Source organism: Melissospora conviva (genome assembly GCF_049523535.1).
GTDB classification, from domain to species: Bacteria; Actinomycetota; Actinomycetes; order Mycobacteriales; family Micromonosporaceae; genus Melissospora; species Melissospora conviva.
This window is the reverse complement of record NZ_JBLLDT010000008.1, coordinates 109,424-132,375: the sequence shown is the minus strand read 5'-3', so window position 1 is coordinate 132,375 and position 22,952 is coordinate 109,424. Positions and strand designations below refer to the sequence as shown.

22 protein-coding genes are annotated in these 22,952 nt (G+C 72.1%); 15 read left to right on the top strand and 7 right to left on the bottom strand.

What is annotated here, in order from left to right; all coding sequences use genetic code 11:
* Positions 1 to 38: 38 nt before the first annotated feature.
* Positions 39 to 353 carry a 4a-hydroxytetrahydrobiopterin dehydratase gene (locus ACK8GG_RS18095; RefSeq protein WP_440349694.1) on the bottom strand — a complete coding sequence of 105 codons (315 nt, stop codon included), beginning with the start codon at positions 351 to 353 and terminating at the stop codon, positions 39 to 41.
* A 250-nt stretch (positions 354 to 603) separates the two neighbouring features.
* Here ACK8GG_RS18095 and ACK8GG_RS18090 point away from each other — a divergent pair, with 250 nt between their 5' ends.
* Positions 604 to 987 carry a (deoxy)nucleoside triphosphate pyrophosphohydrolase gene (locus tag ACK8GG_RS18090; protein WP_440353337.1) on the top strand — a complete coding sequence of 128 codons (384 nt, stop codon included), beginning with the start codon at positions 604 to 606 and terminating at the stop codon, positions 985 to 987.
* Positions 988 to 1,063: 76 nt separating this feature from the next.
* Here the strand turns inward: ACK8GG_RS18090 and ACK8GG_RS18085 are convergent, their stop codons facing one another.
* Genes ACK8GG_RS18085 through sdhC form a run of 3 tightly spaced genes read right to left on the bottom strand, consistent with a single transcriptional unit; the run spans position 1,064 to position 4,904 of the window.
* Entirely contained in the window at positions 1,064 to 2,146 is a 1,083-nt protein-coding gene (locus ACK8GG_RS18085) for a succinate dehydrogenase/fumarate reductase iron-sulfur subunit (protein WP_440349693.1), read from the bottom strand.
* Positions 2,146 to 4,071 (bottom strand): fumarate reductase/succinate dehydrogenase flavoprotein subunit, encoded by a 1,926-nt coding sequence (locus ACK8GG_RS18080; RefSeq protein ID WP_440352587.1) that lies wholly within the window; start codon positions 4,069 to 4,071, stop codon positions 2,146 to 2,148. Before ACK8GG_RS18080 ends, ACK8GG_RS18085 begins: the two co-directional genes overlap by 1 nt.
* Positions 4,072 to 4,082: 11 nt before the next feature.
* Positions 4,083 to 4,904: a succinate dehydrogenase subunit SdhC gene (gene sdhC, locus ACK8GG_RS18075; protein WP_440352588.1), complete on the bottom strand. Its 822-nt coding sequence runs from the start codon at positions 4,902 to 4,904 to the stop codon at positions 4,083 to 4,085.
* A gap of 88 nt (positions 4,905 to 4,992) precedes the next feature.
* Here sdhC and ACK8GG_RS18070 point away from each other — a divergent pair, with 88 nt between their 5' ends.
* From ACK8GG_RS18070 to ACK8GG_RS18045, 6 genes are all read left to right on the top strand, one after another.
* Positions 4,993 to 5,175 (top strand): hypothetical protein, encoded by a 183-nt coding sequence (locus ACK8GG_RS18070; protein ID WP_440352589.1) that lies wholly within the window; start codon positions 4,993 to 4,995, stop codon positions 5,173 to 5,175.
* A 126-nt stretch (positions 5,176 to 5,301) separates the two neighbouring features.
* The gene (locus tag ACK8GG_RS18065) at positions 5,302 to 6,357 is read left to right on the top strand and encodes an ABC transporter ATP-binding protein (protein WP_440352590.1); all 1,056 of its coding nucleotides are present in this window, start codon (positions 5,302 to 5,304) and stop codon (positions 6,355 to 6,357) included.
* Positions 6,354 to 7,367: an ABC transporter ATP-binding protein gene (locus ACK8GG_RS18060; RefSeq protein WP_440352591.1), complete on the top strand. Its 1,014-nt coding sequence runs from the start codon at positions 6,354 to 6,356 to the stop codon at positions 7,365 to 7,367. The genes ACK8GG_RS18065 and ACK8GG_RS18060 overlap by 4 nt, the downstream gene beginning before the upstream one ends.
* Entirely contained in the window at positions 7,364 to 8,398 is a 1,035-nt protein-coding gene (locus ACK8GG_RS18055; RefSeq protein ID WP_440352592.1) for an ABC transporter permease, read from the top strand. Before ACK8GG_RS18060 ends, ACK8GG_RS18055 begins: the two co-directional genes overlap by 4 nt.
* A 10-nt stretch (positions 8,399 to 8,408) precedes the next feature.
* The gene (locus ACK8GG_RS18050; protein ID WP_440352593.1) at positions 8,409 to 9,395 is read left to right on the top strand and encodes an ABC transporter permease; all 987 of its coding nucleotides are present in this window, start codon (positions 8,409 to 8,411) and stop codon (positions 9,393 to 9,395) included.
* Positions 9,396 to 9,493: 98 nt separating this feature from the next.
* Positions 9,494 to 11,239 (top strand): ABC transporter substrate-binding protein, encoded by a 1,746-nt coding sequence (locus tag ACK8GG_RS18045; protein WP_440352594.1) that lies wholly within the window; start codon positions 9,494 to 9,496, stop codon positions 11,237 to 11,239.
* Positions 11,240 to 11,321: 82 nt separating this feature from the next.
* Here ACK8GG_RS18045 and ACK8GG_RS18040 read toward each other — a convergent pair whose 3' ends face one another.
* Positions 11,322 to 13,457 (bottom strand): S9 family peptidase, encoded by a 2,136-nt coding sequence (locus ACK8GG_RS18040; RefSeq protein ID WP_440352595.1) that lies wholly within the window; start codon positions 13,455 to 13,457, stop codon positions 11,322 to 11,324.
* Positions 13,458 to 13,541: 84 nt separating this feature from the next.
* On the opposite strand from ACK8GG_RS18040, the gene mshB reads away from it, so the two are divergent.
* From mshB to ACK8GG_RS18025, 3 genes are read left to right on the top strand one after another with little or no spacing between them, the layout of a single operon-like run.
* The gene (gene mshB / locus ACK8GG_RS18035; RefSeq protein WP_440349684.1) at positions 13,542 to 14,468 is read left to right on the top strand and encodes an N-acetyl-1-D-myo-inositol-2-amino-2-deoxy-alpha-D-glucopyranoside deacetylase; all 927 of its coding nucleotides are present in this window, start codon (positions 13,542 to 13,544) and stop codon (positions 14,466 to 14,468) included.
* 11 nt (positions 14,469 to 14,479) lie between these two features.
* A complete protein-coding gene (locus ACK8GG_RS18030) occupies positions 14,480 to 14,941 on the top strand; it encodes a hypothetical protein (RefSeq protein ID WP_440352596.1) in 462 nt (153 codons plus the stop codon).
* A 48-nt stretch (positions 14,942 to 14,989) separates the two neighbouring features.
* Positions 14,990 to 15,454, top strand: coding sequence for a hypothetical protein (locus ACK8GG_RS18025; RefSeq protein ID WP_440349682.1), 465 nt, complete (start codon positions 14,990 to 14,992; stop codon positions 15,452 to 15,454).
* Positions 15,455 to 15,457: 3 nt separating this feature from the next.
* Here the strand turns inward: ACK8GG_RS18025 and ACK8GG_RS18020 are convergent, their stop codons facing one another.
* On the bottom strand, positions 15,458 to 16,456 hold the full coding sequence (locus ACK8GG_RS18020) for a GNAT family N-acetyltransferase (RefSeq protein WP_440356888.1): 999 nt from the start codon (positions 16,454 to 16,456) through the stop codon (positions 15,458 to 15,460).
* Positions 16,457 to 16,567: 111 nt separating this feature from the next.
* On the opposite strand from ACK8GG_RS18020, the gene fdxA reads away from it, so the two are divergent.
* From fdxA to ACK8GG_RS17995, 5 genes are read left to right on the top strand one after another with little or no spacing between them, the layout of a single operon-like run.
* Complete coding sequence (gene fdxA / locus ACK8GG_RS18015; protein ID WP_440349681.1) at positions 16,568 to 16,894, top strand: ferredoxin; 327 nt, start codon at positions 16,568 to 16,570, stop codon at positions 16,892 to 16,894.
* A complete protein-coding gene (gene dapC / locus ACK8GG_RS18010; RefSeq protein ID WP_440353339.1) occupies positions 16,891 to 17,997 on the top strand; it encodes a succinyldiaminopimelate transaminase in 1,107 nt (368 codons plus the stop codon). The genes fdxA and dapC overlap by 4 nt, the downstream gene beginning before the upstream one ends.
* Positions 17,994 to 19,004, top strand: coding sequence for a prephenate dehydrogenase (locus tag ACK8GG_RS18005; RefSeq protein ID WP_440352597.1), 1,011 nt, complete (start codon positions 17,994 to 17,996; stop codon positions 19,002 to 19,004). Before dapC ends, ACK8GG_RS18005 begins: the two co-directional genes overlap by 4 nt.
* A gap of 36 nt (positions 19,005 to 19,040) precedes the next feature.
* Positions 19,041 to 19,676, top strand: a complete 636-nt coding sequence (locus ACK8GG_RS18000) for an SIMPL domain-containing protein (RefSeq protein WP_440352598.1) — start codon at positions 19,041 to 19,043, stop codon at positions 19,674 to 19,676.
* Between the two features lie 14 nt (positions 19,677 to 19,690).
* Positions 19,691 to 20,305 carry a nucleoside/nucleotide kinase family protein gene (locus ACK8GG_RS17995; protein ID WP_440352599.1) on the top strand — a complete coding sequence of 205 codons (615 nt, stop codon included), beginning with the start codon at positions 19,691 to 19,693 and terminating at the stop codon, positions 20,303 to 20,305.
* Here ACK8GG_RS17995 and ACK8GG_RS17990 read toward each other — a convergent pair.
* Positions 20,302 to 22,878 carry a hypothetical protein gene (locus tag ACK8GG_RS17990; RefSeq protein WP_440352600.1) on the bottom strand — a complete coding sequence of 859 codons (2,577 nt, stop codon included), beginning with the start codon at positions 22,876 to 22,878 and terminating at the stop codon, positions 20,302 to 20,304. The genes ACK8GG_RS17995 and ACK8GG_RS17990 overlap by 4 nt on opposite strands.
* Positions 22,879 to 22,952: the final 74 nt, after the last annotated feature.

Below are 22,952 nucleotides of genomic sequence, written 5' to 3'. Positions count from 1 at the left end.
AGGGCGCGGGCGGAAGGTCACCGCCGGCGCGGAGATGATCACCCTACGTCGTGCAGGCTCCGGTACGCGTCCTCGATGCGCGCGGCGAGCGTGACCTCACGGTCAGTGAGGATCTCGCTCTCGCAGGGCGAGATGCGGATGGTGGTCTCACCGGAGGCGCGCCGGATGTCGGGACTCAGGCACAGGCAGTCGGCGATCACCTTGATCCGCTCGGTGAGCAGGGCGTGCTGCGCTTCGTTCAGCAGCAGGACACGGGTCACCTGCTCCCCGGTCTGGTCCCACTCGCTGAGGATCGCGAGCGCGTCGTCGAGATATCCGCGCCTCGGGCGGGTACCCCACAGGGTCTTCTTCACGGCACCCCCCGGGCGTCGTTGTCGGCTCGTGGCCAAATCGTCGCCATCCCGTGTCTTGGTCGTTGCCTACAGTCTGTCGTCGGAACGGGCGTGGTGTCCACGGCCACATTTCCTGCATCTGCGGACCATCCGGTCAGGCCTGCTACCCGAACCGCTGATCTTTCTGGCACTCTTGACGCCGGTGCGGACCGAACGGGGTAACGGCGTGAACCACAACCAGGCAGTTGACGCGACGCGCCCGGCGGCCCGGGTGGTGGTCGGCGCGGCCATCATCGCCCACGGGCGGGTGCTGGCCTGTGCGCGTGCCGCGCCGCCGGAGGTCGCGGGCCGGTGGGAGTTCCCCGGCGGCAAGGTCGAGCCCGGCGAGAGCGAGGTGGCAGCGCTCGTGCGCGAGTGCGCCGAGGAGCTCGCCGTCCGCGTCGAGGTGGGCGAACGCGTCGGCGGCGACGTGCCCATGGCGCACGGCCGCTCGGTCCTCAAGATCTACACCGCCCGGCTGGTCGGGCCGGCGCAGCCGCGGCTGATCGAGCACGCCGAGCTGCGCTGGCTCGCCGCCGACGACCTTGACAGCGTGGAGTGGCTGCCGGCCGACAAGCCGATCGTGGCCACCCTGCGCCCGCTGCTCACCGCGTAATCGGGATCGCGGGCGGAAAAGGGGCGAGGGCCGACGGTGGTTACCGTCAGCCCTCGCTCGTCACCACAAGCCGGTGTTAGGAGTCCTGCTGCGGGTGGGCGAAGTTGAGGTTCTCCACCGGCAGCGGGAACTTCACGTCGTCACCGAAGGGCGACGGCGCCGCGGGCCGGTCGAAGGTCAGCTCCGTCAGCGGCAGCTTTCCCTTGGCGTCGACCGCGGGCATGCTCGGCCGCGGTACCTCGCGGTGCCAGTTCACACCCCGCTGCGCCTCCAGCTCGGCACGCTGATCGTGGGAACCACCCGCGTGCGAGTGGACCGCCCCGGTCGGAGTCTTGGCCGTGTTCACCGTCTGCTCACCGCCCTGGGCCGGACTTCCGTCCTGACCACGTCGAAAGATCTTGCTCCCTAGCCTCACGATTGGATCGTACCTGCGATCCACTACGCGTTCCTTCATGGGGATGATCGCGTTGTCGGTGATTTTGATGTGCTCGGGGCAGACCTCGGTGCAGCACTTGGTGATGTTGCAAAATCCGAGCCCCTGCTCGCTCTGCGCGTACGCCTGGCGGTCGGTGCGCGCGTCGAGCGGGTGCATGTCCAGCTCCGCCGCCCGGATGAAGTACCGCGGCCCGGCGAAGGCCTCCTTGTTCGGCTCGTGATCGCGGATCACATGGCAGGTGTCCTGGCACAGGAAGCACTCGATGCACTTGCGGAACTCCTGCGAACGTTCGACGTCCACCTGCTGCATCCGGTACTCGCCGGGCGCCAGCTGCGGCGGCGGCGCGAAGGCCGGGGTCTCGCGGGCCTTGGTGTAGTTGAACGACACGTCCGTCACCAGGTCCCGCACGATCGGGAAGGTGCGCAGCGGGGTGACGCTGACCGTCTCGTCCTCGGCGAAGGTCGACATCCGGGTCATGCAGGCCAGCTTCGGCATGCCGTTGATCTCCACCGAGCAGGAGCCGCACTTGCCGGCCTTGCAGTTCCACCGGCAGGCGAGATCCGGCGCCTCGGTGGCCTGCAGCCGGTGGATCACGTCGAGGACCACCTCGCCCTCGTTGACCTGCACCCGGTAGTCGCGGAGGCCACCGCCGTCGGCGTCGCCGCGCCAGATTCTGAACTGCCGCGTCCCGTCGGACTCGTCGCGTGCGCTGGACGTACCCATCAGTTCACCACCTCCGCGGCGTCGGCTTGCGTGGCGAGGGCGTCGACATCGTTGAGCTCCTCGTCGGTCAGGTACTTGGACAGCTCGCCCCGGTCGAAGAGGCCGATCAGCTCGGGACGCATGGCCGGAACGGGTTTGCGGGTCAGCCGGACCCGGTCGTCGTCGAGGGCGCAGACCAGGTTCACCGACCGCCAGTGGGGATCCATCGCGGGGAAGTCCTCCCGGGTGTGCCCGCCGCGCGACTCCTCGCGCTCCAGCGCCGCCAGCGCCGTGCACTCCGAGACGAGCAGCATGTTCTGCAGATCCAGCGCCAGATGCCAGCCGGGGTTGTAGCGGCGTCCGCCCGCGGCGCTGACCTTCGCCACCCGTTCGCGCAGCTCCGCCAGGCGTGCCAGCGCGTCCTGCAACTCGGCCCGGCGGCGGATGATGCCGACCAGGTCTCCCATCACCACCTGCAGGTCCTGCTGCAGGGCGTACGGGCTCTCGCCGGTCTCGCGGGTCAGCGGTGCGAGCGCCTCCTCGACGGCGGCCTCCACCTCGCCCAGCGCCACCTTCGGGCGCGCCGGCAGCTTCTCCACGTAGGTCGCCGCGTGGCCGCCGGCCCGCTTGCCGAAGACCAGCAGGTCAGACAGGGAGTTGCCGCCGAGGCGGTTGGAGCCGTGCATGCCGCCGGAGACCTCCCCGGCCGCGAAGAGCCCGTGTACGTGCCCGAACGCCCGGGCGCTGTCCGGGTCCACCTCCACCCCGCCCATCACGTAGTGACAGGTCGGCCCGACCTCCATCGGCTCGGCGGTGATGTCCACATCGGCGAGTTCCTTGAACTGGTGGTACATCGAGGGGAGCCGGCGGCGGATCTCCTCGGCCGGCAGGCGGCTGGCGATGTCCAGGTAGACGCCGCCGGCCGGGGTGCCGCGTCCGGCCTTGACCTCGCTGTTGATGGCGCGGGCCACCTCGTCGCGGGGGAGCAGCTCCGGTGGCCGCCGGTTGTTGTCCGGGTCGGTGTACCAGCGGTCGGCCTCGGCCTCGGTCTCGGCGTACTGCTTGCGGAAGACATCCGGGACGTAGTCGAACATGAACCGCTTGCCGTCGGAGTTCTTGAGCACCCCGCCGTCGCCGCGGACGGATTCGGTGACCAGGATGCCCTTCACCGACGGCGGCCAGACCATGCCGGTCGGGTGGAACTGCAGGAACTCCATGTTGATCAGCGTTGCGCCGGAGCGCAGCGCCAGCGCGTGCCCGTCGCCGGTGTACTCCCAGGAGTTCGAGGTGACCTTGTAGGACCGGCCGACCCCGCCGGTGGCGAGGACCACCGACGGCGCCTCGAAGAGCACGAAGTCACCGGACTCGCGGTAGTAGCCGAAGGCGCCGGCGATCCGGTCGCCGTCGAGCAGCAGCCGGGTGATCGTGGTCTCGGCGAAGACCCGGATCCGTGCGTCGTAGGAGCCGAACTCCCGCTTGTCCTCCTGCTGCAACGAGACGATCTTCTGCTGGAGGGTGCGGATCAGCTCCAGGCCGGTCCGGTCGCCGACGTGCGCCAGCCGCGGGTACTCGTGCCCGCCGAAGTTGCGCTGGGAGATCCGCCCGTCGGGCGTACGGTCGAAGAGCGCGCCGTACGTCTCCAGCTCCCAGATCCGCGCGGGCGCCTCCTTGGCGTGCAGCTCGGCCATCCGGAAGTTGTTGAGGAACTTCCCGCCGCGCATGGTGTCGCGGAAGTGCACCTGCCAGTTGTCGCGGCTGTTGACGTTCCCCATCGCCGCGGCGGCGCCCCCCTCGGCCATCACCGTGTGGGCCTTGCCGAAGAGCGACTTGGAGATGATGGCGGTCTTCTTGCCCGCCAGCCGGGCCTCGATCGCCGCCCGCAGGCCGGCTCCGCCGGCCCCGATGACGACGACGTCGTAATGGTGTCGTTCGATTCGCTCGGTCATAGAGGGCCTCTTCAGTTGATGAAGCGCAGGTCGGAGAACCAGCCGGCGGCGAGCGCCATGACGTAGAAGTCGGTGATGGCCAGGGTGGCGAGGGTGATCCAGGCCAGCTGCATGTGCCGCACGTTGAGCTTGGAGACGAACGTCCAGGCGCGGTAGCGCACCGGATGGGCGGAGAAGTGCTTGAGCCGCCCGCCGATGATGTGCCGGCAGGAGTGACACGAGACCGTGTACGCCCAGAGCATCACGACGTTGCCGAGCAGGATGAGGTTGCCCAGGCCGAAGCCGAAGCCGTCGGCGGTGTTGAAGGCCAGGATCGCGTCCCAGGTGTTGATCAGGGAGATCGCCACCGCGGCGTAGAAGAAGTAGCGGTGCAGGTTCTGCCCGACCAGCGGGAAGCGCGTCTCACCGGTATAGCCGCTGTGGTTGTCCGGCACCGCGCAGGCCGGCGGCGAGAGCCAGAACGAGCGGTAGTACGCCTTGCGGTAGTAGTAGCAGGTCAGGCGGAACAGCAGCAAGAACGGCAGGGTGAAGGCCGCCTCCGGGATGATCCACCAACTGGGCAGCCACTGGCCGAAGTGCGAGGCGCCCTCGACGCAGCGGTCGGTGACGCAGGGGGAGTAGAAGGGCGTCAGGTAGTGGTACTGCTCGACCCAGTACCACTTGTGCATGAAGACCCGCACGGTCGCGTAGATGACCCAGGCGCTCAGACCGGCGAAGGTCAGCAGCGGTGCGATCCACCAGCGATCGGTGCGCAGGGTCTTCGCCGAGATGGCCGCCCGCGGGGCCCGGTCGCCGGGTTGCCGGCCCGGACGCGTTACCGACTTCGATGTCATGGGCATGTCTTTCGGGAACGGGGCCCGCGTGCCGGCGGGCCTGATGGAGTTCCGGCCATGTGACGTACGCCGCAAAAGAGTCTTGCTCATGCCTGCCGCTCAGGGAAGCCTGCCGCACCGGATCTCTGGTGTGGATATCCAGAAATTGTTCGATGGCTGCCGGTTGCCGCAGATGGATCATGGGGCGGCTGACCTGCTGATCTTCACGGGCCGCGCCCCGCGCTCCTTGAGTCTGTCGGGGGTGGACGGCATCCTTGTCGCCGGCTCGTGATGTCGCACGTGATGACAGCGGCATCTATGTAGCTTATTTTCACCCATTGAGGGATGTTGCAGGTTCCTTTCGCCCGGTGGTGTCCGGGTGAGCGCCGGGAGCACCAGCCGAGGAGGGAGGCGCCGCGTGGAGAACGAGCCGACGACGGCCCAGCCCTACCTGCGGGTGACCGATCTGCGAGTCGGATTCGACACCAGCGACGGGCCGCTGCGTGCCGTCGACGGGGTCTCGTTCACCGTGGCGGCCGGCCGCACCCTGGGCATCGTGGGGGAGTCCGGGTCGGGCAAGAGCGTGACGAGCCTGGCGATCCTCGGCCTGCACGACCCGCGGCGCACCACCGTCAGCGGCGAGATCCTCCTCGGTGGCCGGCAGTTGGTCGGCCGCCCCGATGAGGAGCTACGCCGGCTGCGCGGCCGGGAGATGGCGATGATCTTCCAGGATCCGCTCTCCGCGCTGCACCCGTACTACACCGTCGGCAAGCAGATCGCCGAGGCGTACCGGCTGCACCACCGGCAGGCCTCGCGGCGCGCGGCCCGGCAGCGCGCCGTCGACCTGCTCGGCCGGGTCGGCATCCCGCAGCCCGCCCGCCGGGTCGACCAGTACCCGCACGAGTTCTCCGGTGGCATGCGGCAGCGCGCGATGATCGCGATGGCGCTCGCCAACGACCCGCAGCTGCTGATCGCCGACGAGCCGACCACCGCCCTCGACGTCACCGTCCAGGCGCAGATCCTGGACCTTCTCGCCGACCTGCAGGCCGAGTTCGGTTCGGCGATCATCCTGATCACCCACGACCTCGGGGTGGTCGGCCAGGTCGCCGACGACATCCTGGTGATGTACGGCGGCCGCGCGGTCGAGTACGGCAGCACCGCCCGGGTGCTGCGCGAGCCGCAGCACCCGTACACCTGGGGGTTGCTGGCGAGTGTGCCGTCGCTGCACGGGCCGGCCGAGGCCGAGCTGCTGCCGATCAGCGGCAACCCGCCGAGCCTGCTCGCCCTGCCGCCCGGCTGCGCCTTCCACCCCCGCTGCCGCTACGCCGCGCGCAACGGCGACCGGTGCCGCACCGAGGTGCCGGTGCTGCGTGCCGCCGGCGCCCCCGGACAGCAGGTCGCCTGTCACCTCGACGAGGCGGACCGGGCCCACCTCGGGCCGGGCACAGCGGCGGCGGTGGGGAGGCAGTCATGACAGTGGAAACTCCGCCCGAGCCGCTGCTGCGGGTGACCGGACTGACCAAGCACTTCCCGGTCCGCGGCGGCTGGGGTCGCCGCGGCCCGGTCCGCGCCGTCGACGGCCTGGACTTCGAGGTGCCCGCCGGGCAGAGCCTCGGCCTGGTCGGGGAGTCCGGCTGTGGCAAGAGCACCACCGGGCGGATGCTGGTGCGGCTGCTGGAGCCGACCGCGGGGCAGATCGTCTTCGCCGGGCGCGACATCACCCGCGCCCGCGGCCGCGCACTGCGCGCGCTGCGCCAAGACCTCCAGATCATCTTCCAGGACCCGTATGCGTCGCTGAACCCCCGCCACACCGTCGGCGAGATCGTGGCGCAGCCGTTGCGGGTCAACGGCATCAGACCGCCGGGCGGGGTGCCGGCCCGGGTACGCGAGCTGCTAAAGCTGGTCGGGCTCAACCCCGAGCACTACAACCGCTACCCGCACGAGTTCTCCGGCGGGCAGCGCCAGCGGGTCGGCATCGCCCGGGCGCTGGCCCTGCGGCCCAGGCTGATCGTCGCCGACGAGCCGGTCTCCGCCCTCGACGTCTCCATCCAGGCCCAGGTCGTCAACCTCCTGCGCGACCTGCAACGCGAGCTGGGGCTGGCTTTCGTCTTCATCGCCCACGACCTCGCCGTGGTGCGGCACTTCTGCCAGCGGGTGGCGGTGATGTACCTCGGGCGGATCGTGGAGATCGGGGACCGGGCCGACATCTACGAGCGCCCGCAGCACCCGTACACCCGGGCGCTGCTCTCCGCGGTCCCCGACCTCGGCGCGGACCCGCGGACGCGGATCCGTCTCGACGGCGACGTGCCGACGCCGCTCGACCCGCCCTCGGGCTGCCGGTTCCGCACCCGCTGCCCCAAGGCGCAGCCGATCTGTGCGACCTCCGAGCCCGCCCTGATCAGCCGCGACGGCGCCGCGCAGGCGACGGCCTGTCACTTCCCCGAGCCGGCCGGCTCACCGCTTGCCGCCGGAGGGGCGCGATGAGTCTGTCGCCGGGTGAGTTCGCCGCCGCCACCGGGGATCGGCCCGGCGCGCCGTCGCCCGACGTCGCCGACGAGGCGGCGCTCGCCGGTCCGCGTGACGCCGGGGTCGTCGGCCGGTCACCGGGGCAGCTCATCCGGGCCCGGCTGCGCCGCGACCGCACCGCCCTGGTCAGCGGTACGGTGCTGCTGCTCTTTGTCCTGCTCGCGCTGGCCGCGCCGCTGATCCAGCGGCTCTACGGCGTCACCCCCAACGAGCGCTTCACCGACCTGCTCGACAGCACCGGCATGCCGCTCGGCTACGTCGGCGGGGTCAGCGGCGAGCACTGGTTCGGGCTGGAGCCCGGCATCGGCCGGGACATCTTCATCCGCATGGTCTACGGCATCCGCACCTCGCTGCTGATCGCGCTCGGCGCGGCGCTGATCACCACCGGCCTCGGTGTGGTGCTCGGGATCATCGCCGGCTATCTCGGCGGTGTCGTGGACGCGGTGATCAGCTGGGTCACCGACGTGGCGCTGGCGATGCCCTTCCTGATCTTCGCGCTCGCGGTGGTGCCGACCTTCTCGCTGCGCTTCTACGGCCCCCGCGACGCCATCCCCACCTGGTTCGCCGTCGGCACGCTGATCGTGGTCTTCGCCGCCTTCGGCTGGACCGGCACCGCCCGGCTGGTCCGCGGGCAGGTCGTCTCGCTGCGAGAACGGGAGTTCGTCGAAGCCGCCCGCGCCGCCGGCGCCGGACTCGGGCACATGCTCTTCCGGCAGCTGCTGCCGAACATCTGGGCGCCGATCCTCGTGTCGTTCTCGCTCACCGTGCCGGCGTACGTCACCGGCGAGGCGGCGCTGAGCTTCCTCGGCGTCGGCCTGCCCGAGTCGGTGCCGAGCTTCGGCCGGATGATCTACCGGAGCATCTCGTACGTGCAGACCGACCCGGCGTACGTCTTCTTCCCCGGCGTCACCATCTTCGTGCTGGTGCTGGCCTTCAACCTCTTCGGCGACGCGCTGCGCGACGCGCTCGACCCGAAGTCGTCACGGTGAGGGGCCCGCGATGCTGCGTTTCCTGCTGAAGCGGTTCCTGCTGGCGGTCTCGGTGCTCTTCGCGGTGAGCGTGATCGCCTTCGGGCTCTTCTTCGCCCTCCCCGCCGACCCGGTCACCGGCATGTGCCCGAAGAACTGCAACGCCGAACGGCTGGATCGGGTCCGCACCGAACTCGGCCTCAACGATCCGAAGACCGAGCAGTACGCCAACTACATGAAGGGCATCTTCGTCGGCCGTGACCTGGGCAGCGCCCAGGGAGGCCAGTGTGCCGCACCGTGCCTTGGCTACTCCTATGTCAACAGCGAGTCGGTCGCCGACACCTTCGCCCGGGTGCTGCCGGTGACGCTGAGCGTGGTGCTGCCGGCCGCGGTGCTCTGGCTGGCGCTCGGCGTCGGCCTGGGCATGGTCTCGGCGCTGCGCCGCGGCACGCTGCTGGACCGGATCTCGATCGGCTTCACGCTGACGTTCGCCTCGATGCAGCTCTACTTCGTCGGCGCGGTGCTGCTGCTGATCTTCGTCTACACGCTGAAGATCCTCCCCACCCCGCGGTACGTATCGCCGCTGGAGGACCCGCTCGCCTGGGCGCAGGGGATGGTGCTGCCCTGGCTGACGCTGGCGCTGATGTTCTCCGCGATCTACGCCCGGCTCGCCCGCGCCCAGATGGTCGAGACCCTCAACGAGGACTTCATCCGCACCGCCCGCGCCAAGGGGGCGCCGAAGCGGCGGGTCTACGGCCGGCACGCGCTGCGCGCCGCCATCACCCCGATCGTGACCGTCGCCGGGCTCGACGTGGGCAGCGCCCTGGGCGGCACGGTGATCACCGAGACCACCTTCGGGCTCCAGGGGCTGGGGCGCACGGCGGTCGAGGCGGTCCGGCAGGGGGACCTGCCGACCATCATGGCCACCGTTCTGCTCGCCGCCGTCTTCGTGGTGGTGGCGAACCTGGTGGTGGACCTGCTCTACGCCTTCATCGATCCGCGGGTCCGGCTCGGATGAGCAGGCCGCCGGCGTACGGGGATCGGCACGACCGGTCGCCCGCGCGCAAAGCGCCGGCGTGGTCGATGCGACGGAATTCTCAACCGGAGGAGTGAGGTATGCGAGCAAGACTCGTCACCGCCGCGGGCGGTGCGCTGGCACTGGCCGTGGCGCTCGGGGCGTGCAGTGAGAACACCGGGGACAGCGACGACGTCCTCGACCCCGACCAGGTCCGCACCGGTGCCATCGCCACCGACCCGAAGGACTCGTTGGGGCCGGCGCCGGAGGTGCCGGGCGCGACAAAGGGCGGCACGTTCCACATCCTGCGGGAGAGCAAGATCTCCCACCTCGACCCGCAGCGGGCGTACTCGTTCGCCGGCCTGATGGGCAGCCAGCTCTACGCCCGTACGCTGACCGCCTTCACCGACGACGGCAAGGGCAACGTCACCCTCGTCGGCGACCTCGCCGAGACCCCCGGCGCGAACGTCGACGGTGACTGCAAGGTCTGGGAATTCAAGATCAAGGACGGGGTGAAGTTCGAGGACGGCTCGGCGATCACCAGCAAGGAGATCGCGTACGGGATCGCCCGCTCGTTCAGCCCCGACCTCACCGGCGGCCCGACCTACCTGCAGGAGTGGCTGGCCGGCACCGCCCAGTTCGACACCGCCTGGCAGTTCGCCGAGAGCCCCGACTCCCTGCCGCCGGGACTGAGCACCCCGGACGACAAGACCCTGCGCTTCGAGTTCGCCCAGCCCCGCTGCGACCTTCCCTTCGCCGCGTCGCTGCCGGCCACCGCGCCGCTGCCGCCGGCCAAGGACACCGGGGTGAACCTCGACAACCAGCCCTTCTCCTCCGGGCCGTACAAGATCACGAAGCACACGCCCGGCGTGGAGCTGGTGCTGGAGCGCAACGAGCACTGGGACCCGAACACCGACCCGGTACGCCACCAGTACCCGGACCGGTTCGTCTGGTCTTTCGGCGCCGACCAGACCGCGCAGACCAACCGGGTCATCGCCGACACCGGCGACGACGCCGCCGCGGTCGCCACCGGCGCGGTCCCCGCGGAGCTGGTCTCCCGGGTCGCCGGAGACCCCGCGATCAAGGAGCGGACGCTCATCTCGGCCACGCCGAACGCGTTCCGCCTCGCCATCAACACCACCCGGGTCACCGACCTGTCGGTGCGGCAGGCGATCAACCACGCCATCGACCGCAGCAGCATCGTCAAGGGCCTCGGCGGCCAGTACGGCGCCGTCGCCTCCACCACTCTGCTGCCGCCGGCCACCCTCGGCTACCGCAACCACGACGCCTACCCGGCCGGCGAGAGCGGCGACCCGGGCAAGGCCAAGGAGCTGCTCGCCGGCCGGACCCCCGAGCTGGTGCTGGTCACCTCCGACGAGACGGTCGCCCAGGAGCGGGCCGGGCACATCAAGGCCGCGCTGGAGAAGGCCGGGTTCAAGATCGTCATCAAGCCGGTCCCGGCCGACGGCTACCTGGACACCGTCAAGAAGAAGGACAACCCGTACGACATCTGGGTCGACTCCTGGGCCGCGGACTGGCCCAGCGGCGCGGCGATCCTGCCGGTGCTCTTCGACGGCCGCAGCATCAAGGACGAGGGAAACAGCAACACCTCCCAGCTCAACGACCCGGGGATCAACGCCGAGTTCGACCGGGTGCTCGCCATGGACCCGGTCGCCCAGGCCGACGAGTGGTCGAAGCTCGACGAGCGGATCATGAAAGAGCACGCGCCGGCGGTGCCGCTCTACGTCGAGGTGGTGACAGTGGCGCACGGCTCCAAGGCCGGCGGCCTCTTCATCGGCAGCATCTTCGGCTGGACCAGCTTCGTCAACGCCTACGTCAAGCAGTAGGGCCGTGTCGTTCGCCGGCGCCGTCCACCCCGGACGGCGCCGGCGACGCCGCAGTCAGCCCGCCAGGGTTCGGTCCGGCCTTCTAGACGTTGCGGCGCAGGAAGTCCAGCTCCAGCCGGAGCAGCCGCTCGGCGATCCCGCCGGCCGCCATGTGCGTCACGCTCGGCAGCGGCAGCACCGAGTGCGGACGTCCCGAGGCCAGCAGCGCCGCCGAGAGCCGCCAGGTGTGCGCCGCCGAGACGTTGTCGTCGACCATCCCGTGCACCAGCAGCAGCGGACGGGCATCGTCGGGCCGGGCCGGCGGCTCCGCCGCCAGCTCCACCAGCGAGTGGTGCGCGTAGACCTCCGCCGCGTCCTGCGGCAACCCCAGATAGCGCTCCGTGTACGCCGTGTCGTACAGGGCCCAGTCGGTCACCGGCGCGCCGGCGATCCCGCAGCGGAACAGCTCCGGGCGGCGCAGCACCGCCAGCCCCGCCAGCCAGCCGCCGAACGACCAGCCGCGGATCGCCACCCGCTCCAGATCCAGATCGGGGTGCTTCTCCGTCAGCGAGGTCAGCGCGTCGATCTGGTCGCCGAGCACCACGTCGGCCACCCGCCGGTGGATCGCCTTCTCGAACGACGGGGTGATCCCCGGCGTACCGCGGTTGTCGATCGTCACCACGGCGAACCCGGCGTCGGCCAGCCACTGCCGTTCCAGCCACGCCGACCGGGCCGAGAGCACCTCCTGGTGGCCCGGCCCGCCGTAGCAGTCGAGCAGCACCGGCAGCTTGCGGCCGGTGACGTGCCCGCGGGGATAGAGCACCGCCGCCGGCATCCGCCGGTCGGTGACCCGGTCCAGCATCGGCCGCGGCGCGTACGGCGGTGTCGCGGCCAGCGACCGCAGCACGCCGATCTGCTCCCCGTCGCGCCAGACGCTCCACCGCACCCCGGGATGGTCCAGCGACGCCGCCCCGATCACTGTCACGTCCCCGCCGACGGCGGCGGTGTGCCAGCCCGGTTCGCTGGTGACCCGCTTGGCCTCCACACCCGCGCCGATCGTGGTGCGCACCCGGAACAGCTGCTGGTGGCCGGGGTCGCCGTCGCTCGCCTCCACCAGCACGTCGGCGCGGTTGCGCTCGGCCGGCAGCCGCCCCACCACCCGCCGTACGTAGAGCGACGGGGGCGTGAGCAGGGTGCCGTCGGCGAAGAGGCAGCGGGCGTCGTACCCGTCGTGGCCGAGTTCGCCGCCGACCAGCACCCGCCCGTCGGGCAGGTGCGCCGGGGTGCCGGGGATCGGCTCCACCCACCGGGGGTCGGCCAGCTCGGCGTGCACCTGGGTCTCCCCGGTGCGCGGGTCGATCGCCAGCACCAATCCGTGCTGCTGCTCCCGGCGCAGCACCGTGATCAGCGGATTGCCCGCCGTCCAGTGCACCGCCGCCAGGTACGGGTAGGTCTCCCGGTCCCAGTGCACGTCCACCCAGCCGCCGTCGAGGTCCAGCAGGTGCAGGCTGACATCGGCGTTGGCCCCGCCCGAGACCGGGTAGGCGAAATCGGTCGGTGTGCTCGACGGGTCGGCGGCGTCGTGCAGGTACCAGCGCGGCAGCCGGCTCTCGTCGACGCGGGCGGCGAGCAGGCTCTGCCCGTCCGGCGCCCACCAGTAGCCGCGGAAACGGCCGAACTCCTCCGCGGCCACGTACTCCGGCATGCCCCAGCAGATGCCGCGCTCCTGCTCGCCGGCGAGCAGGGTGTCCTCGCCGTCGGGGGCGATGACCCGCAGCTGGCTGTGGTTGCCGGGATCGGTGATGTACGCCAGCCGCTCCCCGGTCGGGTCGGGGTGGGCGTCCAGCGCCGGCCCGGCGGCCGCCACCTCCACCACGTCACCGGCGACGAGGTCGGCCCGGAAGAGCCGGCCGCCGAGGGTGAAGGCCGCGACCCGGGCGGCCGGGTCGGTCGCGTACGAGCCGATGCCCTCGGCGGCGAGCCGACGGCGTTCCCGCAGCGCCCGCTCGGCCGCCGGCAGTTGCGCCGCCTCGGTGGCGTCGCCGAGCAGCTGTGCCGGCTCGGCAACGAGCCGTTCGGTGCCGGTGGCGACGTCGAAGGACCAGAGGGCGTCGGCCGGATCCTCGGGTCCGCCCGACCGCAGGAAAAGCACCCGGGAACCGTCGTCGGCCACCGTCACCGCGCGGGGTTCGCCCCGGCGGAACCGGCCGGTCCGGGCGGCCAGCTCTGGATATTCCACATGGCGATCGTAGGACGGTGACAGCGCCGATGTGGCCGACCTGATGGACCGGGCCGGGCCGCTTCGGCGAGGCCGGAGGCTAGAGTGACGGACGTGACGAACCTGCCCGACCGAAGGCTTCTGCTGGTCCACGCGCACCCCGACGACGAGGCGATCGGCACCGGCGCGACGATGGCGCACTACGCCGCCGCCGGCGCCCACGTCACCCTGGTTACCTGCACCCTCGGCGAGGAGGGCGAGATCCACCTGCCGGAGCTTTCGCAGCTCGCGGCCGACCAGGCCGACCAGCTCGGCGGGTACCGGATCACCGAGCTCGCGGCAGCCTGTGCGGCGATGGGGGTGACCGACCACCGGTTCCTCGGCGGCGCCGGGCGCTACCGCGACTCCGGGATGATGGGGCTGCCGACCAACGACCACCCGCGGGCGTTCTGGCAGGCCGACCTCGACGTCGCCGCCGGTCACCTGGTGGAGATCATGCGCGAGCTCCGCCCGCAGGTGATGATCACGTACGACCCGAACGGCTTCTACGGCCACCCGGACCACATCCAGGCCCACCGGGTCGCGATGCGGGCCGCGGAACTGGCCGCCGCCGAGGGCTGCGCACCGGCGAAGATCTACTGGACGGCGATGCCCAAGAGCGCCCTCGCCGCGGGCGCGGAGGCCTTCGCCGAGTCGTCGGACAACCCCTTCGCCGGCGTCGACAACCTCGACGAGCTGCCCTTCGGTACGCCGGACGCCGAGATCGCGGCCCGCATCGACGCCACCGAGCAGCACCGGGCGAAGGAGGCGGCGATGCGGGCGCACGGCACCCAGATCCCGGCCAACTCCTGGCTCTACGTGGTGGCGGGCAACTTCGGCGGCGAGTTCATGGGCGTGGAGTACTACACCCTCGCCGCCGGTGAGAAGGGGCCGGGCTCCGGCCCGTACGGCTGGGAGGACGACCTCTTCGCCGGGCTCGACACCGGCAGCGGCGTCCCCGCCACGGCCGCCGCGCCGGCCGCCGGACAGTGACCACGGCCGCGATGACCTTCGAGTACGCGCAGTCGCCGGTCGCCGCCGAGCGCCGGCCGGTCGACCTCGCCCTGCGGATCGCCGGCGGGGTGGTGGCGGTGCTGGCGGCCCTGGTCACCGGCGTGCTCGAACTGCTCCTGGCGTACCTTCGGGTCGGTGGGGTGCTGATCGGGCTCGCCGTGCCGGTGACCGTGGTCGCCAACATCCTGCTGGCCCGCTTCGCGGTGGCCGCGGTCGGTCGCCGGTGGGCGCTCGCCCTGCCGACGCTGGCCTGGTTCGTGCTGATGGTGATCGCCGCGAGCCCGACCGAGGAGGGCGATCTGCTCCTGACCGGCAGTTGGGTCGGGTTGCTGATGCTCCTCGGTGGTTCCGTCACCTTCGCGGTGGTGGCGTTCCGCATGATCATGCAGGGGCCGGGGGGCCCCGTAGTTGACCTTCACGTGGTACATATTCGTGCCAGGGACCGGTGGTAGGACTTGTATCCGGGAGGCGACGACGTGGGCGACCGGGAGGAGAGTGCGATGAGGGACCGTAAGCTGCTGCTGGGAGTGCTGCCGGGGGTGCTGTTCGCGGTCAACGTCCTCGCCCGGCTGATCAACCGCTTCGCGCTGGAGGGTGAGCCGGCGGCGGTGGACCGCCTCTCGTTCGGCATGTTCGCCGTCCTCGCGGTGATCCTCGCGCTGGTCAGCTTCGTGATGGGCCGGCGGTACCCGCTGGCCCAGTGGAGCCCTTACGTCGGTGCCGGTGTGCTCATCGCGCTGGCGGCGACCGTACTGATCGGCCCCTTCGTCAGCGGCGGTGGACCGTTCGCCGACGGGGTGGACGCCTTCTTCGTGCAGATCGCCTTCTACCTCGGGTTCACCGCGGCCGGCGCGATCTTCGGCTACCTGGTCCTGATCACTCTCGGCAAGGACTACCGCTCCGAGTCGCTGCGGCGGCTCGCCGAGGCGAAGCTCAGCAAGCCCCGCCGCGTCGTCCGCCGCTGACGCTCAGGACCGGGCCGGCTCCCGGCGGTAGTGGTAGGTGTGGGCGGTGCGCAGGCCCAGCTCCCCGTAGAGCGCCACCGCTGCGGTGTTGCGCTCCTCGACCTGCAGGTAGACGTCGCGCGCCCCGGTCTCGGCGGCCCAGGTCGCCAGCGCCGTGATCACCTGCCGGGCCAGCCCCCGGCGACGCCACTGCGGCGCCACGACCATCGACGTCAGCCCGAGCCAACGGCCCTGGCCGGAGATGGTGCCGCGCCCGGCTGCGATCGGCTTCCCGGCGGCGTCGCGGATGGTGGCGAAGCGGACCTGCGGCGCGGCGCCGAGCACGTGCCGGGCCGCGTCCGGCAGCGGCACCTCCCGCCGGGCGGCGAACTCCAGCCAGTCCTCGGCCGGCCGCGCGTCGAGCGTCACCACCGCGGCGGATGCGTGCCCGTCTGGCGGGCTCACCGGGTCCGGCGCGGTCCCGTCGGAGGACCTCGCCGGCACGGGCCCGCCCAGTGCCTGCCGTACGGCCGCCAGTGGCGCGGTCTGCACCAGCACCGTCGGCGCCGCACTCCAGCCGAGCTGCTCCAGGATCGCGTCGGTACGCCGGGCCGCCGGCAGCGGAACACTGATCACGGCGGGCAGGCCGCGGGCGGCGTACCAGCGGCGGACCTCGTCGGCCGCGACGTCGAGCGGCAGCCCTGGATCGCCGACCGCCAGTGCGGAGTTGGCGCGCCCGGTCCAGCCCTGTGCCGCGCGCAGGATCCAGTCGCCGAGCCGTTCGCGTACCGGGGCCGGCCAGGCCTCGTCGGCGGCGAGCTCCAACTCGACGGTCTGCGCCGCGCTCGCCTGCCGGGACGGCGGCACCCGCTTGGCCCGGTGCACGTCGGTACGGGCGATGCGGACCTCGCCGGTGCGGGTGCGGATAGTGAGATGGGTCTCGTCCAGCGCGATGAGGTCACCGAGCGTGTCCGAGAAGAGGGGCCGCCCCTCCCGAACCGCCACAATCCGTCGGACGACCATCCGCTGGCCCAGATCCTGCTCTTTGAGCACGATCGACCTCCCCACTGGCGAGATACTAGGCTCACTATCGTCGCGGATGATCGCGAATGGCGTTTGCGGAGGAGAAGACCGGTGACCTACATCATCGCCGAGCCGTGCGTGGACGTGCTCGACAAGGCATGCATCGAAGAATGCCCTGTCGACTGCATCTACGAGGGCGGCCGGATGCTCTACATCCACCCCGACGAGTGTGTCGACTGCGGCGCCTGTGAGCCGGTCTGCCCCGTCGAGGCGATTTTCTACGAGGACGACGTGCCGGAGCAGTGGAAGGAGTACGTCTCGGCGAACCAGGAGTTCTTCACCGACCTGGGTTCCCCGGGCGGCGCTTCCAAGATCGGCAAGGTCGAGCAGGACGCTCCGCTCGTGGCGGCGCAGGCCCCGCGCGGAGACGCGCACTGAACCGGACCGGAGCCGTCTCCGGGAGACTTCCGGAGTTCACCTGGGACGTACTGGACGCCGCGGCCACTGTGGCCGCGGCGCATCCGGGCGGTCTCGTCAACCTCTCGATGGGCACACCGGTCGACCCGGTTCCCGAGGTGATCCGGCAGGCGCTGGCGGCGGCGTCGAACTCGCCCGGCTACCCGCTCACCGCCGGCACGCCGGCGCTGCGGGCGGCCATCACCGACTGGGTACGCCGCAGCTGCGGCGCCACCACCGAGGGTTTCGGTGTGCTGCCCACCATCGGCTCGAAGGAGCTGGTGGCCTGGCTGCCGACGCTGCTCGGCCTCGGCGCCGGTGACGTGGTGGTGGTGCCCAGGATCTGCTACCCGACGTACTCCGACGGGGTGCGGCTGGCGGGGGCGACCGAGGTGCGCGCCGATTCGCTCACCGCGCTCGGCCCCGATTCGCGGGTCCGGCTTGTCTGGATCAACTCGCCGGGCAACCCGACCGGCAAGGTGCTGCCCGCCGCGCATCTGCGCAAGGTGGTCGACTGGGCGCGGGAGCGCGGCGCGATCGTCGCCAGCGACGAGTGCTACCTGCCGCTGGGCTGGGACGCCGAGCCGGTCTCGGTGCTCGCGCCGGAGGTCTGCGGTGGCTCCTACGACAACGTCCTGGCGGTGCACTCGCTCTCCAAGCGCTCGAACCTGGCCGGCTACCGCGCCGGGTTCGTCGCCGGGGATCCGACGCTCGTCGCCGAGCTGCTCAAGATCCGCAAGCACGCCGGGATGATCGTGCCCGCTCCGGTGCAGGCGGCGATGGTGGCGGCGCTGCAGGACGAGACGCACGCCGCGGCGCAGAAGGAGCGTTACCGGGCCCGCCGGGACCGGCTGGTCGCGGCCTTCACCGGCGCCGGGTTCCGGATCGACGACTCCCAGGCGGGGCTCTACCTCTGGGCCACCCGCGACGAGGAGTGCTGGGCCAGTGTGGACTGGCTGGCGCGACGCGGGATCCTGGTCGCGCCCGGCGTCTTCTACGGCCCCGGCGGGGACCGGCACGTACGCGTCGCCCTCACCGAGTCCGACGAACGGATCGCCGAGGTCCCGGCCCGGCTGGCGCAATGACCTCGCCGGTGCGGGTCGCGGTGGTCGGTACCGGGTTGATCGGCGGTTCGGTTCTGCTGCGGCTGCGTGCGGTCGACGCCGAGGTGACCGCCTGGGATCCGGATCCGGCGATCCGCGCGGAGGGCCGCCGCCGGGGACTGAACTTCACCGACGACCTCGCGACGGCGGTCCGGGACCGCGATGTCGTCTTCCTCGCCGGGCCTCTGCCGACACTGCCAGCGACGCTGGCCGAGGTCGCCACGGTCACCGGCGCGCAGTGCGTGCTCACCGATGTCGGCAGCACCAAGTCCGCCGTCGCCGCGCAGGCGCGCGCGCAGGGTTTGCAGGCGCGTTTCGTGCCGGGGCATCCGATGGCCGGCGCCGAACGGGCCGGGCTGATGGCCGCCGACCCGGACCTCTTCACCGGTGCGGCCTGGGCGCTCTGTCCCGAGCCGGCGGCGATCGGTCCGTTCCGCTTCCTGACCGCCCTGCTGGGGGAGGTCTTCGCCGCCCGGGTGGTGCCGATGACCCCGGCCACGCACGACCGGGTGGTGGCGCTCTCCTCGCACGTGCCGCACCTGCTCGCCGGTGGACTGGCCGGGGCGGTGGCGGCCTCTCCCATGCGCGAGGCGGTGCTCAGCCTCGCCGCCGGCAGTTTCCGCGACGGCAGCCGGGTCGCGGCGACCCCGGCGAAGCGCACCGCGGACATGCTCCTGGGCAACCGCGACAGCGTGCTGGAGCAGTTGGCCGAGGTGAGCGCTGTCCTCGACGACCTCGCCGCGGCGGTGCGCGCCGGTGACGCGGCCGCGCTGATCGACCGCTACCAGGCGGCCCGTGAGGTCCGGGGCGACCTGACCGGCCGTACATACGACGAGGTGGAGCTCTCCTTCCCGGCCCACGCCGCCGAGGCGGAACTGGCGGCTCTGGTGACGCTCGCCGAGCAGGGTGGTCACCTCACCGGCTGCCGCCGTGACGCGGCGGTGGTGGTCTACTCCGGACGCCGTCCGTCAATCGACCGACACGGATGACCGGCGGGGCGGTCGAGCCCCCGCTAGGGTGAGCCCATGGTTGATTCCCCGGTCGTTACCGTCCACGGTGAGGCGTCCCGTGAAGTGCCGCCGGAGATCGCCCGGTTCGCGGTGACGGTCCAGGCCCGCGACAAGGACCGGCAGGCGGCGCTCGCCCGGCTCGCCGAGCGGGCGGCCGCCGTCCGGGTGCTGATCGAGGAGTACGCCGACGCCGTTGAACGCCGGGAGACCGGCGCGCTCCAGGTCCGGCCGGAGCTCAAGCGCTCCGGGGAGCGGGTGGTCGCCTACAACGGACGGGTTACCACCACGGTCACGGTCACCGACTTCACCGTCCTTGGTGAGCTGATGCTGCGCCTGGCCGACCAGGACCAGGTCGAGATCTCCGGGCCGTGGTGGTCGCTGCGTCCGGAGAGCCGGGCCGCCGTCGAGGTGCGTCAGGCCGCGGTGCGGGACGCGATCGAGCGGGGACGGGAGTACGCCGGCGCGCTCGGTGCCCGGGTGACCGCGCTGCTGGAGCTCGCCGACGAGGGTGGCGCGGATCAGCCGCTGATGATGGCCCGGGCCGGCTTCTCGATGGGCGAGGCGCCGGAGCTGGAGCTCGACCCGCAGCCGCAGACGGTACGGGCGGGTGTGCGGGCGCGCTTCGCGATCAGCGAGCCGGACCTGGGTTGACAACGCCGGCGCCGGTGGGATTCGCGCAGCTGCTGGCGCGGGCACATGCCCTGGCCGGACGGGGTTCCCGGCAGCTGCTCGGCGTCACCGGCGCACCCGGGGCCGGCAAGTCGACCCTCGCCGAGCGGCTCGTCGCCGCGCTCGGCCCCGCGGCGCGGCTGGTGCCCATGGACGGTTTCCACCTGGCCCAGGCCGAGCTGCGCCGCCTCGGACGCGCCGACCGCAAGGGCGCCCCGGACACCTTCGACGGGTACGGCTTCGTGGCGCTGCTGCGGCGGCTGCGCGAGGCGCCGCCGGAGACGGTCTATGCGCCGACGTTCCGCCGGGACCTGGAGGAGCCGGTCGCCGGGGCGATCGCGGTGCCGCCGTCGGTGCGGCTCGTGGTGACCGAGGGGAACTATCTGCTGCTGCCGCAGGCGCCCTGGGACGCGGTGCGTCCGCTGCTCGACGAGGCGTGGTTCCTGGATGCCGACGCGCGGCTGCGGCGGGACCGGCTGGTCGCCCGGCACGTCGAGTTCGGGCGGGCGCCCGGGCCGGCGCGGGCGTGGGTGCGCGACAGCGACGAACCCAACGCGGCGCTGATCGCCCCCACCGCCGCCCGCGCCGACCTGGTGTTCCGCCTGGCCTAACCGGTGTGGTGCACGCTGCGGGGCTGGTCGCTGCCGGGGCGGGGCAGTGGCAGCGGACGGCTCAGCAGGGTCACCACGCGGTCGCGTTCGCGCAGGAACGCCGGGTCGAGCGGGTAGTCGCCGTGGCTGCGGATGGGCGGGTCCTCGACCTCACCGGCGCTGGGGTGCAGCGCCTGCGGATCGGGCATCCGCACGTCCCGGGCGCCGGCGTCCACCGGCCAGCCGAGCGGGTCGGTCCGCCGCCAGAAGTTCGTCCAGCGAACCGTGCCGCCGTCTTCACACAGCGACTCGGAGACCGCGCGGAGCCGAACCGGACCGAAGAAGGCGGGGAAGACCCGGCCGTAGAGACGTTCCAGCTGGCAGCCGTAGGAGAAGAGCCAGGTCCGCCGGCGCCACTGCGCCGGCATCTGCAGGACGGCGGCGGCGGAGAGGACCGCGCCCTGGCTGTGGCCGGAGAGGATCACCGCGTCCATCCGGCGCGGATCGTCGGCGGCCAGCGCCATCAGCCCGGCGGCGCGGGTCTGCAGCTGCGGCACTGCCCGTTCGGCGTAGCTCGGCGGGGCGAGCGGGTGCGCGGCGCGGGGCCAGAAGGTGCCGACGTCCCAGATCACGCCGATCGAGCGGCGGACGTTGTCGTGCCGGTAGAGCAGCAGGCCGACCGCGGCCACCAGTACCGGAAGCCAGCCGAGCAGCACGCCACCGACGTCGGCCATGCCCTGGGCGAGCCCGGCCCAGCCGTCGGCGGCTGCGGCGCCGCGGGCGTGGGCCGCCAGCGGCCGGCTGCCGGAGAGGACACCGGCGGTGCCGGCGAGGGCCAGCAGTGCCAGGGTGAGGACGAAGTGGCCGCTGAGGGTGAGGGCGTGTTCGCCGATCAGCCGGTGCAGCCCCTGGTAGGCCGCGACGTCGCGGGCACGGCGGCGCTCGTGGGCCGAGAGCTCGCTGCCCTCGGGGGCGAGCGCCGCCAGCTTCTCCTTGCGCAGTCGCTTGTAGAGGGCCCAGCCGCGCAGCACGGTGACGATGACGGCCGCCAGGGCGATGACGTAGACCAGCCCGGCCCAGCCGATCGGCTGAGGTGCGGTGATCGCCGAGAAGCCGGCCGGGGCGGAGCCGCCGTTGAGCCAGTCGGTGGTCCAGTAGATCATTCCGGCGCTGTAGGCGATGCCGAGCAGCCAGCCGAGGGTGGCGAGCACCGCGGGGCCGAGGCCGTGCCAGGCGGCGCCGTCGTCGCCGTGCTGATCCGCTTCGACGCGGGGCAGGAGCAGCCCGGCCGCGGCGAGCCCGAGCGTGGCGACGGCGAGCACCGAGGTGGTGAGCCACTGCGGCGCCGCCGGCAGCAGCGGCAGCAGGTCGCTTCGCCAGCACCAGGCGGCGCCGCCGGCGAGCAGCGCCACGGCGGGCAGCGCCAGCGCCCGCCGTCCGCAGCGGCTGACCGCGCCGATGGCGATCAGCAGCAGCGCCTGCGCCGCGCCGAAGGAGGCGAGGATCCGGTCGAAGCCGGGCAGGGAGCGGTCCTGCAGGCAGCCGGGCAGCGTCGGATCCTGCAGGCACCCGTGTGGCGGGCGCAGCTGCGCCATGGGTACGCCGGCCGGCCCGTCCGGCAGGAGCAGCAGCGTCATAGTGCCGAGCAGGCCGGCGCCGGTGAGCACGGCGATCAGCACGCTCCACGGTCCGAGCGGGGTCTTGCCGGCCCGGCGGGTCAGGTACGGCTGTCCGAGCGCGATCAGGGTGATGACCGCCGGCAGTGCGAAGAGCGCGACGGTGCCCCAGGCCAGCACGGCGCGGGCGCCCTGCGGCGGGTCCATGTGCAGGACAGCGGCGAGCGGTACGGCGGCGGCGACGCTCACGCCGGCGCAGAGGTGCAGGACGGCTGCGCGCCGTACCTGGCCTTCGCCGCACCAGAAGGTCGGGTCCTGCAGCGGGTTGACCGGCGGGGCGGTGTTCGGTGCGCCGGCCGGCCCGGCGGGCAGTTCGGCCTCGTACTGGTAGGTCCGCCAGGTGAGCCGGCCGATGACGGCGAGCATGGCGAGCGGGACGAGCAGGCCGAGCGCCAGGGAGCGGGCACCGGTGCCCCACCAGCCGCCGCTGAGGAACTCCCAGGAGCCGGGGATGCGGCGCAGGCAGGCGGCGTCGACGCACTGCCAGCCGATGAGGTCCACGCCGATGCCGGTGGCGGCGAGCACCAGCGTGCCGGTCAGGCTCAGGCAGAAGAGGCGGATCAGCCAGGCGGCGATGCCGGCGCGGCTGCTCCAGCGTTCGGTGACCGGGTCGGCGGGGATGCCGGTGCGGGCGGGCAGTGCGATGTTGGCGAGCGTGAACGGCAGCAGCACCGTCCACAGTGCGCGCTCGATGTCCTTGGCGGCGCGGGCGCCGGAGGTGAGCTGCCCCCAGCTGTACGCCTCGGTGGTGAGGCCCGCGGTGGGGTCGCGGGCCGATTCGCGGTAGAAGCCGGTGGTGTCGTCGCCGGCGACGCGGGTCGGGTGGGGGTCTTCGGTGTCGGACTTCTCCATGCAGAGGATCTCTGCCGGGGAGGTGTTCGAAACGCCGTGCACCCGGAGTTCGAGTATCTGCGCCATCGCAGCCTCCCGGAGAGTGACGGATTCACTACACAGAGTGCACCTCATCACACCGATCGGCTACCCTCTTACGG

What these genes read in the sequence shown, in the direction of transcription:
- ACK8GG_RS18085 (WP_440349693.1), bottom strand. Translation starts at nt 2,146, where the DNA reads ATGGGTACGTCCAGCGCACGCGACGAGTCCGACGGGACGCGGCAGTTC.
- ACK8GG_RS18080 (WP_440352587.1), bottom strand. Translation starts at nt 4,071, where the DNA reads ATGACCGAGCGAATCGAACGACACCATTACGACGTCGTCGTCATCGGG.
- sdhC (WP_440352588.1), bottom strand. Translation starts at nt 4,904, where the DNA reads ATGACATCGAAGTCGGTAACGCGTCCGGGCCGGCAACCCGGCGACCGG.
- ACK8GG_RS18070 (WP_440352589.1), top strand. Translation starts at nt 4,993, where the DNA reads ATGCCTGCCGCTCAGGGAAGCCTGCCGCACCGGATCTCTGGTGTGGAT.
- ACK8GG_RS18060 (WP_440352591.1), top strand. Translation starts at nt 6,354, where the DNA reads ATGACAGTGGAAACTCCGCCCGAGCCGCTGCTGCGGGTGACCGGACTG.
- ACK8GG_RS18055 (WP_440352592.1), top strand. Translation starts at nt 7,364, where the DNA reads ATGAGTCTGTCGCCGGGTGAGTTCGCCGCCGCCACCGGGGATCGGCCC.
- ACK8GG_RS18050 (WP_440352593.1), top strand. Translation starts at nt 8,409, where the DNA reads ATGCTGCGTTTCCTGCTGAAGCGGTTCCTGCTGGCGGTCTCGGTGCTC.
- ACK8GG_RS18045 (WP_440352594.1), top strand. Translation starts at nt 9,494, where the DNA reads ATGCGAGCAAGACTCGTCACCGCCGCGGGCGGTGCGCTGGCACTGGCC.
- ACK8GG_RS18030 (WP_440352596.1), top strand. Translation starts at nt 14,480, where the DNA reads ATGACCTTCGAGTACGCGCAGTCGCCGGTCGCCGCCGAGCGCCGGCCG.
- ACK8GG_RS18025 (WP_440349682.1), top strand. Translation starts at nt 14,990, where the DNA reads ATGAGGGACCGTAAGCTGCTGCTGGGAGTGCTGCCGGGGGTGCTGTTC.
- ACK8GG_RS18020 (WP_440356888.1), bottom strand. Translation starts at nt 16,456, where the DNA reads ATGGTCGTCCGACGGATTGTGGCGGTTCGGGAGGGGCGGCCCCTCTTC.
- ACK8GG_RS18005 (WP_440352597.1), top strand. Translation starts at nt 17,994, where the DNA reads ATGACCTCGCCGGTGCGGGTCGCGGTGGTCGGTACCGGGTTGATCGGC.
- ACK8GG_RS18000 (WP_440352598.1), top strand. Translation starts at nt 19,041, where the DNA reads ATGGTTGATTCCCCGGTCGTTACCGTCCACGGTGAGGCGTCCCGTGAA.
- ACK8GG_RS17990 (WP_440352600.1), bottom strand. Translation starts at nt 22,878, where the DNA reads ATGGCGCAGATACTCGAACTCCGGGTGCACGGCGTTTCGAACACCTCC.